General features: G+C 67.0%; 19 protein-coding genes. 1 reads left to right on the forward strand and 18 read right to left on the reverse strand.

Annotated elements, in window-relative coordinates:
• Positions 1-19: 19 nt before the first annotated feature.
• Entirely contained in the window at positions 20-1,177 is a 1,158-nt protein-coding gene (locus QEP15_RS00820) for a trypsin-like peptidase domain-containing protein (protein WP_253854389.1), read from the forward strand.
• Here the strand turns inward: QEP15_RS00820 and QEP15_RS00825 are convergent.
• From QEP15_RS00825 to QEP15_RS00910, 18 genes are all read right to left on the reverse strand, one after another.
• Positions 1,174-1,596 carry a helix-turn-helix domain-containing protein gene (locus tag QEP15_RS00825; protein WP_253854391.1) on the reverse strand — a complete coding sequence of 141 codons (423 nt, stop codon included), beginning with the start codon at positions 1,594-1,596 and terminating at the stop codon, positions 1,174-1,176. The two genes, QEP15_RS00820 and QEP15_RS00825, sit on opposite strands and share 4 nt — an antisense overlap.
• A gap of 87 nt (positions 1,597-1,683) precedes the next feature.
• Positions 1,684-2,478: a twin-arginine translocase subunit TatC gene (gene tatC, locus QEP15_RS00830; protein ID WP_253854393.1), complete on the reverse strand. Its 795-nt coding sequence runs from the start codon at positions 2,476-2,478 to the stop codon at positions 1,684-1,686.
• Complete coding sequence (tatB, locus tag QEP15_RS00835) at positions 2,475-3,056, reverse strand: Sec-independent protein translocase protein TatB (RefSeq protein WP_175156356.1); 582 nt, start codon at positions 3,054-3,056, stop codon at positions 2,475-2,477. The genes tatC and tatB overlap by 4 nt, the downstream gene beginning before the upstream one ends.
• A gap of 75 nt (positions 3,057-3,131) precedes the next feature.
• Positions 3,132-3,359, reverse strand: coding sequence for a Sec-independent protein translocase subunit TatA (gene tatA / locus QEP15_RS00840; protein ID WP_056320404.1), 228 nt, complete (start codon positions 3,357-3,359; stop codon positions 3,132-3,134).
• 14 nt (positions 3,360-3,373) lie between these two features.
• Positions 3,374-3,742 carry a histidine triad nucleotide-binding protein gene (locus QEP15_RS00845; protein WP_056320402.1) on the reverse strand — a complete coding sequence of 123 codons (369 nt, stop codon included), beginning with the start codon at positions 3,740-3,742 and terminating at the stop codon, positions 3,374-3,376.
• A 17-nt stretch (positions 3,743-3,759) separates the two neighbouring features.
• Entirely contained in the window at positions 3,760-4,110 is a 351-nt protein-coding gene (locus tag QEP15_RS00850) for a phosphoribosyl-ATP diphosphatase (RefSeq protein WP_062840179.1), read from the reverse strand.
• The gene (hisI, locus tag QEP15_RS00855; protein ID WP_056320398.1) at positions 4,107-4,511 is read right to left on the reverse strand and encodes a phosphoribosyl-AMP cyclohydrolase; all 405 of its coding nucleotides are present in this window, start codon (positions 4,509-4,511) and stop codon (positions 4,107-4,109) included. The genes QEP15_RS00850 and hisI overlap by 4 nt, the downstream gene beginning before the upstream one ends.
• A gap of 2 nt (positions 4,512-4,513) precedes the next feature.
• Positions 4,514-5,335 (reverse strand): imidazole glycerol phosphate synthase subunit HisF, encoded by an 822-nt coding sequence (gene hisF / locus QEP15_RS00860; RefSeq protein ID WP_180099734.1) that lies wholly within the window; start codon positions 5,333-5,335, stop codon positions 4,514-4,516.
• Positions 5,332-6,072: a 1-(5-phosphoribosyl)-5-[(5-phosphoribosylamino)methylideneamino]imidazole-4-carboxamide isomerase gene (gene hisA / locus QEP15_RS00865; RefSeq protein ID WP_006224535.1), complete on the reverse strand. Its 741-nt coding sequence runs from the start codon at positions 6,070-6,072 to the stop codon at positions 5,332-5,334. Before hisA ends, hisF begins: the two co-directional genes overlap by 4 nt.
• Before the next feature lie 56 nt (positions 6,073-6,128).
• Positions 6,129-6,827, reverse strand: coding sequence for an imidazole glycerol phosphate synthase subunit HisH (gene hisH, locus QEP15_RS00870; RefSeq protein WP_062840181.1), 699 nt, complete (start codon positions 6,825-6,827; stop codon positions 6,129-6,131).
• Between the two features lie 52 nt (positions 6,828-6,879).
• Entirely contained in the window at positions 6,880-7,467 is a 588-nt protein-coding gene (gene hisB, locus QEP15_RS00875) for an imidazoleglycerol-phosphate dehydratase HisB (RefSeq protein WP_008160445.1), read from the reverse strand.
• A 1-nt stretch (position 7,468) separates the two neighbouring features.
• Complete coding sequence (hisC, locus tag QEP15_RS00880) at positions 7,469-8,572, reverse strand: histidinol-phosphate transaminase (protein ID WP_179690782.1); 1,104 nt, start codon at positions 8,570-8,572, stop codon at positions 7,469-7,471.
• Positions 8,569-9,873 carry a histidinol dehydrogenase gene (gene hisD, locus QEP15_RS00885; RefSeq protein WP_175156358.1) on the reverse strand — a complete coding sequence of 435 codons (1,305 nt, stop codon included), beginning with the start codon at positions 9,871-9,873 and terminating at the stop codon, positions 8,569-8,571. Before hisD ends, hisC begins: the two co-directional genes overlap by 4 nt.
• Positions 9,874-9,934: 61 nt before the next feature.
• Positions 9,935-10,609, reverse strand: a complete 675-nt coding sequence (gene hisG, locus QEP15_RS00890; protein ID WP_056320385.1) for an ATP phosphoribosyltransferase — start codon at positions 10,607-10,609, stop codon at positions 9,935-9,937.
• Positions 10,606-11,877, reverse strand: coding sequence for a UDP-N-acetylglucosamine 1-carboxyvinyltransferase (gene murA / locus QEP15_RS00895; protein WP_280148877.1), 1,272 nt, complete (start codon positions 11,875-11,877; stop codon positions 10,606-10,608). The genes hisG and murA overlap by 4 nt, the downstream gene beginning before the upstream one ends.
• Positions 11,877-12,122 (reverse strand): BolA family protein, encoded by a 246-nt coding sequence (locus tag QEP15_RS00900; RefSeq protein WP_056320382.1) that lies wholly within the window; start codon positions 12,120-12,122, stop codon positions 11,877-11,879. Before QEP15_RS00900 ends, murA begins: the two co-directional genes overlap by 1 nt.
• A gap of 5 nt (positions 12,123-12,127) precedes the next feature.
• Positions 12,128-12,940: an ABC transporter permease gene (locus tag QEP15_RS00905; RefSeq protein ID WP_056320380.1), complete on the reverse strand. Its 813-nt coding sequence runs from the start codon at positions 12,938-12,940 to the stop codon at positions 12,128-12,130.
• Complete coding sequence (locus QEP15_RS00910) at positions 12,937-13,749, reverse strand: ABC transporter ATP-binding protein (RefSeq protein WP_056320378.1); 813 nt, start codon at positions 13,747-13,749, stop codon at positions 12,937-12,939. Before QEP15_RS00910 ends, QEP15_RS00905 begins: the two co-directional genes overlap by 4 nt.
• Positions 13,750-13,775: the final 26 nt, after the last annotated feature.

Here is a 13,775-nt window from a genome sequence, read left to right on the forward strand (position 1 = left end):
TGCTAGTCCTATCAGAAACATGCGCCGATATTGGCTGATCTTTGCTCAGGCCGTCACGGTCTGCCTGGGTATTCTATTCGTGGTGACGACGTTGCGGCCCGACCTGCTGCGGGTGAACGGGCCCGGCGCGGTCCTGCCGGCCACAGCGGCGCCCGTGCGCGCGCCCGCCGGCGACGTAGGCGCGGTGTCGTACGCGGACGGCGTGGCGAAGGCGGCGCCTTCGGTGGTGAACGTATTCACCACCAAACACGTGAACGTGCCGTTGATCCCGCTGCCCGATGACCCGGTGCTGCGCCAGCTCTTTGGACAGATGCCGGGCGCGAGCCGCCGGGAGGCCTCGACCAGCCTGGGCTCGGGCGTGATCGTGAACGCGGACGGCTACGTGCTGACCAACTATCACGTGGTGCAGGCCGCGGACGCCATCGAGGTGGCGCTGCGCGACGGGCGGCGCGACACGGCCAAGGTCGTGGGCGCGGATCCGGACACGGACCTGGCGGTGCTCAAGTTGTCCAGCCTGCGCGAGCTGCCCGCCGCGACGCTGGCGTCCGACAAAGGCCTGCGGGTGGGCGACGTGGTGCTGGCGATCGGCAACCCGTTTGGCGTGGGTCAGACGACGACGCAGGGCATCGTGTCGGCGCTGGGCCGCAATGGCCTGGGCCTGAATACCTACGAGAACTTCATCCAGACCGACGCGGCGATCAACCCCGGCAACTCGGGCGGCGCGCTGGTGGACGCCTACGGCAATCTGGTGGGCATCAATACCGCCATCTATTCGGAATCTGGCGGGTCGATGGGCATCGGGTTTGCGACGCCGATCGAGATTGCGCGCAAGGTGATGGACGATATCGTCAAGACCGGTTCGGTCAAGCGCGGCTGGCTGGGCGTGGAGCCGCAGGACGTGACGCCGGAACTGGCGCGGGCCTTTGCGTTGCCGCGCGACACGACGGGGGTGATCATCGCTGGCGTCATGCGCGATGGTCCGGGCGCGCGCGGCGGCTTGCGCGTGGGCGACATCGTGCAGTCGGTCAATGGCAAGCGGGTGGCGGAGACGACCAGCCTGCTATCGGAGATTGCGCAGTTGCCGCCCGGCCAGCGGGCCGCGCTGGGCATATTGCGCGGCGGCAAGCCCGCGGAGCTGGCGGTGGTGGTTGGTACGCGGCCGGGCAAGCCGCGCTAGGCGCATTTACGCGCCGCCGCACGGGCGGCGCCGGGGCTGATGCCGGTGCCGGGCTTGTCGGACAGTTCGCGCACCAGGGCCAGGATCAGCCGCTTGGTGCTGTCGGGTTGCGGCGCAAGCCGCGCGCAGATTTCGGCGCAGTAGCCATCGACGCCATTGGCTGCGGCGTCTGGCAGCCGGGGCGCGGGGTGGGCCCCGGACGCGGCGGCGGGCACCACGCCATCTGTCAGCCACGGCACGCTGGTGCCCAGGGCGTGCGCCAGGCGCACGAGCGTATTGCGGGCGGGCGAATAGCGGTCTTCGCGTGTAAGGATGCGATGAATGCAGGACTGCGGCACGCCCGACAGGCGCGCAAGCTGGTTCTGGCTATGGATGCCGCGCCACCGCATGAGGGTGCGCAGTCTTTGAGAAAGCGACATCACTGCAATGTAGGACTGCGGTCAGAGGCCGACAAGGTAAAACGGTCCGCTTTTATGCGGACCGTTTGGATGGCTGTGCGCCCGGGTTCAGTGGCGTTCGGTCAGGGAGTCCGACGCTGCGTCGTCCTCCGACGCGCTTTCCTTGGGTGTGACCATGCGGGCGCAGATCAGTCCGACCTCGTAGAGCAGGCAAAGCGGCACCGCCAGCATGAACTGGCTGACCACGTCGGGCGGGGTGACCACGGCCGCGATGATGAAGGCGCCCACGACCACGTAGCCGCGCGCGGACTTCAGCTTGGAGAGCTCGACTACCCCCATCTTGACCAGCAGCACGACGGCCACGGGCACTTCGAACGTGATGCCGAAAGCCAGGAACATCGTCATGACGAAGCTGAGATAGGCCTCGATGTCAGGCGCGGGCGTGATGGATTGCGGCGCGAACGTGGCGATGAAGTGGAACACCGTGCGAAACACCACGAAATAGCAAAACGCCATGCCCGCGATGAAGAGAAGCGTGCTGGAAACGATGAGGGGCAAGGCCAGGCGTTTTTCGTGCCGATACAGCCCGGGCGCCACGAAGGCCCAGGCCTGGTAAAGCACCACCGGCAGCGCCAGGATGAACGCGGCCATCATCGTGACCTTGACGGGCACCATGAACGGCGTGATGACGCCGGTCGCGATCATGCGGGTGCCTTCGGGCAGCGAGGCCAGCATGGGCGCGGCCAGCACGTCGTAGATGGCCGACGCGCCGGGATAGATGAAGAGCACGATGAACACCGCCACCACGGCGCCGACAGCGCGCAGCAGACGGGTGCGCAGCTCGACCAGATGGGAGATGAAGGTCTCTTGCTGGCCTTCTTCTTGGGTTGCGTCCTGGGTCACGACGAAGTTCCGGAAGGCGAGACGGGCTTGGCGGCAGGCGCGGCGACGTCAGCCGCGGTCGCGCTGGGCGCCGGGGCGGGTTGTTGTTGGGGGGCGGCCGGGCGCGGGTCGGCGTTGGGCACGGGGGCGGGCTCGGCGGCAGGCAGGTCCAGATCCAGATTGTGGTTCTGGCTGGGCGGGGCGATCGTGCGCGCGGGCTCGGCGGGCGTGTCCGCGGCGGGCGCCTGCGTGGCAGTCGCCGTGGCCGGTGAGGCGGGAGCGGCCTTGCCGCTGGCTTCGCGGGCGACTTCGTCCAATTCGGCGCGGAACTGCTGCACGGGTTCCTGCAGCGAGGCGCCGGTCTCGTTCAGCGATTGCTGCACGCCCTGGGCCGCGTCTTCCATTTCAGTCTTGAACTTGCGGAGTTCGTCGAGTTCGATTTCGCGCTGGATATCGGACTTGACGTCATTGACGTAACGCTGCGCGCGCCCCAGCAGGTGACCGACGGTGCGGGCAACCTTGGGCAGGCGTTCGGGGCCGATGACGATCAGGGCGACGACGCCGATCACCATCAGTTCAGTGAGGCTGACATCAAACATTCGACGGCCGCTCGGGAATTGAAGCAATAAGGGCCGGCCCGTTCAGGGCTGGCCCGGAGGGAGACTGGCTGACGCTCAGGAGTTGGACTTTTCCTTGGCCTGCACGTCGATGGTGTCGCCGGCAACGCGCTGCTGCGTGACCGGTTCGGCGGGCTTGTCGCTGTTGGCTTCTTTCATGCCGTCCTTGAAACCCTTGACCGCGCCGCCCAGATCGCCGCCGATGTTGCGCAGCTTCTTGGTGCCGAAAATCAGCGCGACGATGACCAGGACGACCAACCAATGCCAAATGCTGAAACTACCCATGATGATTCTCCGAATTACGCAGTGGGGGCCACGCGCCCTTTCCAGGGACGCGAGCCGCCGATGATGTGGAAATGCAGATGCGGGACTTCCTGGCCGCCTTCGACGCCAGAGTTGATCATGATGCGAAATCCGCCATCGGGGCCCGGACGGCAACCGTTTTCGGCGGCAAGCCGCGGCGCCAACGACATCATTCTACCCAACCAATCTGCGTCCTCGCCCGTAATATCCTGCATGGATGTGACATGACGTCGAGGAATCAGCAGTAAATGGACCGGCGCGGCCGGATTGATATCGTGAAATGCAACAAAGTCCTCGTCCTCGTAGACCTTCTTGGACGGGATGTCGCCGGCGGCGATCTTGCAGAAAAGGCAGTTGTCGCTCATGGGTTTGGTTTCCGTGGTCAGTCTTTCGGGCGGCTTGCCTTTTCCACCAGGCCCGACAGGCCCTCGCGGCGTGCCAGCTCGGCCAGCACGTCTTCAGGCCGCAGGTTGAAATGCGTCAGCGCCACCAGGCAGTGGAACCACAAATCGGCGGTTTCGCTGACGATGCGGTCGGGCACGCCATCCTTGGCGGCCATGACCAGTTCCGTGGCTTCTTCCCCGATCTTCTTCAAAAAGGCGTCGGGGCCCTTGGCCAGCAGCTTGGCCGTATAGGAAGCCTGGGGATCGCCGCCATTTTGCGGGCGGCGCGTTTCCAGCGTGTCTGCAATGCGCGCCAGGATGTCGGCGGCGGTCAGGGTCTGATCGGTCATTTGTAGATGAGTTCCGGGTCTTTGAGCACCGGATCCACCGTGACCCACGACGCATGGTCGGTCTGGCCTTCAAGGCGGCGGAAAAAGCAGCTGGCGCGGCCGGTGTGGCAGGCGATGCCGCCTTGCTGGTGGACCTTCAGGAGGACCACGTCGCCGTCGCAATCCAGGCGCAGTTCATGCACTTCCTGGACATGGCCGGATTCTTCGCCCTTGCGCCACAGACGCTTGCGCGAGCGCGACCAATAGACCGCGCGGCCGGTGGCGGCCGTTTCGGCCAGCGATTCGCGGTTCATCCAGGCGACCATCATGATCTGGCCGTTTTCGGCGTCTTGGGCGATGGCGGGGATCAGGCCGTTTTCGTCGAAGACGACGTCGGCCATCCAGGCAGGTTCGTTGCTCATGTTCAGTCCAATCGTACGGCGATGCCCTGTTCGGCCATGAAGCGCTTGCACTCGCCGACGGTATGCTGGCCAAAATGGAAGATGCTGGCGGCCAGCACCGCGCTGGCGCGGCCGGTGGTGACGCCGTCGGCCAGATGCTGCAGGTTGCCGACGCCGCCGGAGGCGATGACGGGCACCGGTACCGCGTCCGAGACGGTGCGGGTCAGTTCCAGGTCAAAGCCGGACTTGGTGCCATCGCGGTCCATGCTGGTGAGCAGGATTTCGCCCGCGCCATAAGCGGCCATGCGGCGCGCCCATGCCACGGCGTCCAGGCCGGTGGCCTTGCGGCCGCCGTGCGTGAAGACTTCCCAGCGCGGCGGTTCGCCGGCGGCGGAGACGCGGCGGGCGTCGATGGCCACGACCACGCATTGCGAGCCGTGGTAGTCCGAGGCCGCGCGAACCAGATCGGGATTGGCCACCGCGGCGCTGTTGATGCTGATCTTGTCGGCGCCGGCGTTCAGCAGGCGCTGGATGTCGGACACCTGGCGCACGCCGCCGCCCACCGTCAGCGGAATGAAGACCTGCGAGGCCACCTGTTCGATGATGGGCAGGATCAGGTCGCGGCCGTCGCTGGTGGCGGTGATGTCCAGGAACGTGAGTTCGTCGGCGCCCTGCTCGTTGTAGCGGCGGGCGATCTCGACGGGGTCGCCCGCGTCGAGCAGGTTGACGAAGTTCACGCCCTTGACGACGCGGCCGGCCGTGACGTCAAGGCAGGGAATGATGCGGCGGGTCAGCGCGTTGTGCATGGTCGCGCCGGCCCCGGGGGTGCTGCTGGATGTGGTCATTTTGCCAATTCGTCGGCGCGCGCCTGCGCGGCCTGGAAGTCGAGCGTGCCTTCGTAGATGCTGCGGCCCAGGATGGCGCCTTCGACACCCTCTTCCTCGACGGCGCACAGCGCCTCGATGTCCTGGATGCCGGCGATGCCGCCCGAGGCGTACACGGGAATGCGCACGTGCTGGGCCAGGCGTACGGTGGCTTCGACGTTGACGCCCGACAGCATGCCGTCACGGCCGATGTCGGTGTAGATGATGGCTTCGCAGCCGTAGTCTTCGAATTTCTTGGCCAGATCCAGCACGTCGTGGCGGGTCAGCTTGCTCCAGCCATCGGTGGCGATCTTGCCGTCGCGGGCGTCCAGGCCGACGATGATCTGGCCGGGGAAAGCGCCGCAGGCGTCCTGCAGGAAGCCCGGATTCTTGACGGCGGCCGTACCGATGATGACGTAGGAGATGCCGGCGTCGAGGTAGCGCTCGATGGTGTCCAGGTCACGGATGCCCCCGCCGATCTGGACGGGAATGTCGTCGCCGACGGCGTCCAGGATCGCCTTGATGGGCGCTTCGTTCTTGGGCTTGCCGGCAACGGCGCCGTTCAGGTCGACCAGATGCAGGCGGCGGGCGCCCTGGTCAAGCCAGCGGGTGGCCATGGCGGCGGGGTCTTCGGAGAACACCGTTGCATCGTCCAGGTCACCCTGGCGCAGGCGCACGCAACGCCCGTCTTTGAGATCGATGGCGGGGATCAGCAGCATGGTTGGCAGCGAGAAAAAAAATGGGGTTGAACGGGTTGGCGCACGGGGCTCGGGGCCTACGGCTGCCAGTCTACAAAATTGCGATACAGGCGCAAACCGTGCTCGGCGCTCTTTTCGGGGTGGAACTGCACCGCGAAAATGTTAGCTGCCGCCACCGCGCAGGTAAAGGTGACGCCATAATCGGTTTCACCAACCGTCAGGCCCGGATCGGCCGGATCGGCGTAATAACTATGGACGAAGTAGAAGTGCGAGTCGTCCGGAATGCCTTCCCAGATCGGGTGAGACCGGGTGTGGCGGACCTTGTTCCAGCCCATGTGCGGCACCTTCAGGCGCTCGGGGCGGGTGTCCGCCAGACCTGCCGCGCCCGTGTCGGCCAGGCAGGCTTCGTCGTCGGCGGGGATCAGGTCGGCAAAGCCGGGGCCGGAAAAGCGGCGCACGACGCCCGGGAACAGGCCCAGGCAGGTGGTGGCGCCTTCTTCGCTGGCGTCGAACAGCATCTGTTCGCCCACGCAGACGCCCAGCAGGGGCTTTTCGCGGGCGGCGCGCACGACGGCGTCGCGCAGTCCGGATTCGTTCAGGGTGCGCATGCAGTCCGCCATCGCGCCCTGGCCCGGAAACACCACGCGGTCGGCGGCGGCGATTTCCTGGGGTTGGTTGCAGATGCGGATGTCGGCGTCAGGCGCGGCGTATTTCAGGGCGCGTGCGACGGAATGGAAATTGCCCATTCCGTAGTCGACGATGGCGATAGTGGTCACTTCTGTCTGCCTGGTGCGGTGCGAAGGGGATGGCTTGCCTGGGTTGCGTACCTTACAGCACGCCCTTGGTGGACGGCACGACGTCGCCCATGCGCGGGTCGACTTCCAGCGCCATGCGCAGCGCGCGGCCACAGGCCTTGAACACGGTTTCCGCCTGATGGTGCGAGTTGAAGCCGCGCAGGTTGTCGATGTGCATCGTGATCAGCGCGTGATTGACCAGGCCCTGGAAGAATTCGCGCGTGAGGTCCACATCGAAGCTGCCGATGTGCGAGCGCGTGAACGGGATGTGATATTCCAGGCCGGGACGGCCGGAGAAGTCCACCACCACGCGCGACAGCGCTTCGTCCAGCGGCACGTAAGCGTGACCGTAGCGGCGCAGGCCGGCCTTGGTGCCCGCGGCCTTGGCGATGGCCATGCCCAGCGTGATGCCCACGTCTTCCACCGTGTGATGCGCGTCGATGTGCAGGTCGCCTTCGGCCTTGATGTCCAGGTCGATCAGGCCGTGACGCGCGATCTGGTCCAGCATGTGATCCAGGAAGGGCACGCCCGTGTCGATCGTCTGCTTGCCGGTGCCATCCAGGTTGATGGCCACGCGGATGCGGGTTTCGTTGGTGTTGCGGGTGATTTCTGCGGTACGCATGTTAAGCACTCAAGATCTCTTGCAGGGCGGATAGCAAGGCGGCGTTCTCGGCCGGGGCGCCCACCGAGATGCGCAGGCAGTTGGCCAGCAGCGGGTGGGCATTGGAGAAGTTGCGAATCAATATTTTGCGCGTTTTCAGGGCAAGATGCACGGCGTTGCCGTCGAGCTTGCCGGAAAAGCGGGCCAGAATGAAATTGGCCGCGGAAGGGAATACCCTGACGCCGGGCAATTGCGCCAGCGCCGCGGCCAATGGCTCGCGGTCGGCACGCAGCCGGGCCGCCTGTTCGTCCAGCACGGCCTTGTGCCGCAGCACGGCCTGCAGCGTGGCCTGCGTCAGCACGTTCAGGTTGTAGGGCGGGCGCACCTTGTTCAGCTCGGCGATCCAGGCCGGATCGCCGGCCAGGTAGCCAAAGCGCAGCCCCGCCAGGCCGATCTTGGACACGGTGCGCATGACGACCACGTTGGGCGCCTCCAGCACGCGCGGCATCCAGGTGTAGTCCGCGAACGGCTGGTAGGCCTCGTCGATCACCACGAGCCCCGGCGCGGCCTGGATGATGGCGTCCACGTCCTCGCGCGACCAGAGACCGCCCGTGGGATTGTTGGGCGTGGCCAGGAACACCAGCTTAGGCTGATGCTGGCCGATGGCCGCCAGCATGGCCGGCAGGTCCAGGGTCAGGTCATCGGTCAGCGGCACGCCCACGAAACGCGCGTGGTCAAAACGCGCGGCCATGTCGAAGTACACGAACGACGGCCAGGGCGACAGCACCACGTCGCCCGGATTGCAGCACGCCTGGACCATCAGGTGGATGAGCTCGTCCGAGCCGTTGCCAAACAGCACGTCCGCGCCATCGGGCACGCCGAAGGCCGTCTTGACGGCGGCTTGCAGCGCGGAGAGATCCGCGGACGGATAGCGGTTCAGCGGCGTGTCGCGGACGGCGCGCGCGATGTCATCGCGCACGGCTTCGGGCAACTCGTACGGGCATTCCATGGCGTCCAGCTTGATGCAGCCTTCGGCATGGGCAACGGGGTACGCCGCCAGCTCGCGGATGTCGGCGCGGACGGTGCCTTTGACGCGGCCGGCGACGTCCGCCGGGCCCGCGCTCATGCCTTGTCGACCCGGTACTGGGCGCTTGCGGCATGCGCCTGCAAGCCCTCGCCCAGCGCCAGTTCGGCGGCGATGCGTCCCAGCGTCTGGGCGCCGGCGTGCGAGACCTGGATCAGGCTGGAACGCTTCTGGAAGTCATACACGCCCAGCGGCGACGAGAAGCGCGCCGTGCGCGAGGTGGGCAGCACGTGGTTCGGGCCGGCGCAGTAGTCGCCCAGGGCTTCCGAGCTGAAGCGGCCCATGAAGATGGCGCCGGCGTGGCGGATGCGGGCGGTCCAGACTTCGGGCTGCTCGGTGGAGATTTCCAAATGCTCGGGGGCGATGTCGTTGGCGATCTGGCAGGCTTCTTCCAGGTCGCGCACCAGGATCAGCGCGCCGCGGTTGGCCAGGCTGACGCGCAGGATGTCGGCGCGCGGCATGGTGGGCAAGAGGCGGGCGATGGCCGCTTCGACCTCTTCGATGAAGGCGGCGTCGGGACAGAGCAGGATGGACTGGGCGAGCTCGTCGTGCTCGGCCTGCGAGAACAGGTCCATCGCGATCCAGTCGGCCGGCGTCTTGCCGTCGCAGATGACCAGGATTTCGCTGGGGCCGGCGATCATGTCGATCCCGACCACGCCGAACACGCGGCGCTTGGCGGCCGCGACGTAGGCATTGCCCGGGCCGACGATCTTGTCCACGGCCGGCACGGTGCCGGTGCCATAGGCCAGCGCACCCACGGCCTGCGCGCCGCCGATGGCGAACACGCGGTCCACGCCGCCGATGGCGGCCGCGGCCAGCACGATGGGGTTGCGCACGCCGTCCGGCGTGGGCGTGACCATGACCAATTCCTGCACGCCCGCGACCTTGGCCGGAATGGCGTTCATCAGCACGGACGACGGATACGCGGCCTTGCCGCCGGGCACGTACAGGCCCACGCGGTCCAGCGGCGTGACCTGCTGGCCAAGCAGCGTGCCGTCGGCTTCGGTGTAGGTCCAGGTCTCGGCGCGCTGGCGCTCGTGGTAGGCGCGCACGCGGTCGGCGGCGGCTTCCAGCGCATTGCGCTGCGCGGCCGGCAATCCGGCCAGGGCCGCATGCCAATCGGCCTTGGGGATCTCCAGCGTATGCGCTGCCGCGTCCGGCATGCGGTCGAACCGCTGCGTGTATTCCACCAGCGCGGCGTCGCCGCGGGTGCGCACGTCGGCCAGGATGCTGGCGGCGGCGCGGTCGATGGATTCGTCCTCGGTGGCCTCGAAGGCCAGCAGCTTGGACAGGGCGGATTTGAATCCGGGATCGCGGGAGTCGAGACGATTGATCAGGGCCATGGCGTCATGGAGCAAAGCAGGTAACGGTATCGGCCGCCGCGCCGGGCGCGGCGGGCGGGAGTCAGACGTTGCGGGAGGCCGCTCTTGCGAAGGCGTCCAGCAGCGGCTGCAGGCGGTCGCCGCGGGTTTTCAGGGCGGCCTGGTTGACGATCAGGCGCGACGAGATCGGCATGACGTCTTCCACGGCGACCAGGTCGTTGGCGCGCAGCGTGCCGCCGGTGGACACCAGGTCGACGATGCAATCGGCCAGGCCGACGAGCGGCGCCAGTTCCATCGAACCATACAGCTTGATGATGTCCACGTACACACCCTTGGCCGCGAAGTGTTCACGGGCTGACTGCACGTACTTGGTGGCCACGCGCAGGCGCGCGCCCTGGTGGACCGCGGCGTCGTAGTCAAAGCCGTTGCGCACGGCCACGGCCAGGCGGCACTTGGCGATGTTCAGGTCGATGGGCTGGTACAGGCCGCCGGGCTGTTCCTTGGCGTGCTCGATCAGCACGTCCTTGCCCGCGATGCCCAGGTCGGCCGCGCCGTACTGCACGTAGGTGGGCACATCCGAGGCGCGCACGATGATCAGGCGCAGGCCGGGATCGCTGGTGGGCAGGATGAGCTTGCGCGAGCTTTCGGGGTTCTCGGGGACTTCGATGCCGGCTTCCGCCAGCAACGGCATGGTCTCTTCGAAGATGCGGCCCTTGGACAGCGCCAGGGTCAGGGGGGTGACGGAGGCATTGCTCATTGAGCCTGTTCCTTGCCGGTAACTCGTTGGATATCCGCGCCCAGGGCGCGCAGTTTCACTTCCATCTGATCGTAGCCGCGATCCAGGTGGTAGATGCGGTCGACCAGCGTATCGCCATCGGCGGCCAGGCCGGCGATGACCAGGCTGGCCGAGGCGCGCAGGTCGGTCGCCATGACCGTTGCGCCCGACAGGCGCGGCACGCCGCGCACGACAGCGGTGTGGCCGTCGATGTCGATCTGGGCGCCCATGCGGCGCAGTTCCTGCACGTGCATGTAGCGGTTCTCGAAGATGGTCTCGACGATGACCGACGTGCCGTCGGCCACGGTGTTCAGCGCCATCAGCTGGGCCTGCATGTCGGTGGCAAAGCCCGGGTACTCGTGCGTGCGGAAACCCACGGCCTTGGGGCGCTTGTCCATCGCGCCGCGGATCCAGCCGGGACCGGTCTCGATGGTCAGGCCCGCTCCGGTCAGCTTGTCCAGCGTGGCGCCCAGGATGTCGGCATCCGCGTTCTTGAGCAGGATGTCGCCGCCGGCCGCGCCCACCGCGCACAGGAAGGTGCCGGCTTCGATGCGGTCGGAGATGACGCGGTGTTCGGCGCCGTGCAGGCGCTCGACGCCGTCGATCACGATGCGGTCGGTGCCGTGGCCCTGGATGCGGGCGCCCATCTTGATGAGCAGTTCCGCCAGGTCCACCACTTCGGGCTCGCGCGCGGCGTTTTCCAGCACGGTGCGGCCCTCGGCCAGCACGGCGGCCATCAGCAGGTTTTCCGTGCCGGTGACCGTGACCATGTCGGTACGGATGGAGGCGCCCTTCAGGCGCTTGGCGCGCGCCACCACGAAGCCGTGCTCGATGCTGATTTCAGCACCCAGCGCGGCCAGGCCCTTGATGTGCTGGTCGACCGGCCGCTGGCCGATGGTGCAGCCGCCGGGCAGGCTGACGCGGGCCTCGCCGAACCGCGCGACCAGCGGGCCCAGCACCAGGATCGAGGCGCGCATCGTCTTGACCAGGTCGTACGGCGCTTCCAGGCTGTCGACGTTGCCGGCCTGCAGCGTGACGATGCCGTCGTCGGCGCGTTCGGCACGCACGCCCATGCGGGCCAGCAGGCGCAGCATGGTGCCGGTGTCGTTCAGGCGCGGCACATTGGACAGCACCAGCGTGTCGGCGGTCAGCAGACCCGCGCACAGGATCGGCAGGGCCGAGTTCTTGGCGCCGGAAATCGAGATCTCGCCATGCAGCCGCGCGCCGCCGGTAATGCGAAGCTTGTCCATCATTCGCCCGCTTTCTGGTATTCGGCGGGGGTCAGGGTGCGCATCGACAGGGCGTGGATCTCGGCTTTCATGCGGTCGCCCAGCGCGGCGTAGACGAGCTGGTGGCGCTGGATCAGGCGCTTGCCTTCGAAGGCCGTGCTGACGATGACGGCGTCGAAATGCGACCCGTCGCCCTGCACGTCGAGATGTTCACAGGGCAGGCCGTCAGCGATGTATTGGCGGACTTGCGCGGGAGTGGGAAGCATGGACGTCAGTTCCTGAGTTTGTAGCCGCTGGCCAGAAGCCGCAGCGCGTAAGCGGAGAGCGCAAGGAACACCGCCGTCACCACCGCCAGGCTGTGCCAGGGCGAGACGTCCGACACCGAGAAGAATCCGTAGCGGAATCCGTCGATGGTGTAGAAGATGGGGTTCCAGTGCGAGACGCTTTGCCAGAACGGCGGCAGCGTATGGATGGAATAGAACACGCCGGACAGGAAGGTGGCCGGCATGATCAGGAAGTTCTGGAAGGCCGCGAGCTGGTCGAATTTTTCGGACCACAGGCCCGCGACCAGCCCCAGCGTGCCCATGATGCCGCACGCCATCACTGCAAAGACCAGCACCCACAGCGGATGCGCGGGCGCCAGCGGCACGAAGAACAGCGCCACGGCCCACACGCACAGGCCGACCGCCAGACCCCGCGCGATCGCGGCCAGCACGTAGGCGCCGAAGATGTCCCGGTGCGACAGCGGCGGCAGCAGCATGAACACCAGGTTGCCGGTGATGCGGCTCTGGATGAGCGACGAGGACGGATTGGCGAACGCGTTCTGCAGCATGCTCATCATCATGAGCCCGGGGATCAGGAACGACGTGTAGGGCACGGTGCCGTACACCGTGACGCGCCCTTCCAGCACATGCGCGAAGACCAGCAGGTACAGCAGCGCAGTGATGACGGGCGCGGCAATGGTCTGGAAGCTGACCTTCCAGAAGCGCAGCAATTCCTTGCGCAGCAGGGTCGGAAAGCCGGAGCCGGCGTCCAGGCGGGGCTGCACCAGCGGCTGGCCGGCAGGCGTGGCGGGCTGGGTCATGATGAGATCTCTTCGGGTTGCAGGGCGCGCGCGCCGGGCTCGTCGTCCTGGTGCATGATGCGCACGAAGGCGTCTTCCAGGTCCACGCCGCCCACGCGGGCAAGCAGCGCCTGGGTGGTGTCCAGCGCCACGACACGCCCGCCCTTGAGCATGGCGATGCGGTTACAGAGCGCCTCGGCCTCTTCCAGGTAGTGCGTGGTGAGCATGATGGTGTGGCCGGCCTTGTTCAGCCGCGAAATGAACTCCCACAGCGTGCGGCGCAGGTCCACGTCCACGCCCGCGGTCGGCTCGTCCAGCACGATGACGGGCGGGCGGTGCACCAGCGCCTGCGCCACCAGCACCCGGCGCTTCATGCCGCCGGACAGCGCCCGCATGTTGGAATTGGCCTTGTCGGCCAGGCCCAGGTTGAACAGGATCTCGTCGATCCAGTCGTCGTTCTTGCGCAGGCCAAAATACCCGGACTGGATCCGCAGCGTCTCGCGCACGGTAAAGAACGGGTCATAGACCAATTCCTGCGGCACGACGCCCAGCGCCCTCCGCGCAGACTTGTAGTCGGCCACGACGTCGTAACCACAGACGGTGGCGCGGCCCGAGGTGGCGTGCGCGAGGCCCGCCAGGATGGAGATGAGCGTGGTTTTGCCGGCGCCGTTGGGACCGAGCAGGCCGAAGAACTCGCCATGCTCGATGTTCAGGCTGACGTTGTCCAGCGCCTGAAAGCCGGGCCGGGGCGCGCGCCCGAGCAGTTTCTGCCAGCCGCGCTGGCGCGGCGAGTAGATCTTGGAGACGTTTTCTAGGCTGACGGCAGACATGACGGGGGGAGATGGCCCGGAAAGAG

Source organism: Achromobacter mucicolens (genome assembly GCF_029866465.1).
In the GTDB taxonomy this organism is placed as follows: domain Bacteria; phylum Pseudomonadota; class Gammaproteobacteria; order Burkholderiales; family Burkholderiaceae_B; genus Achromobacter; species Achromobacter mucicolens.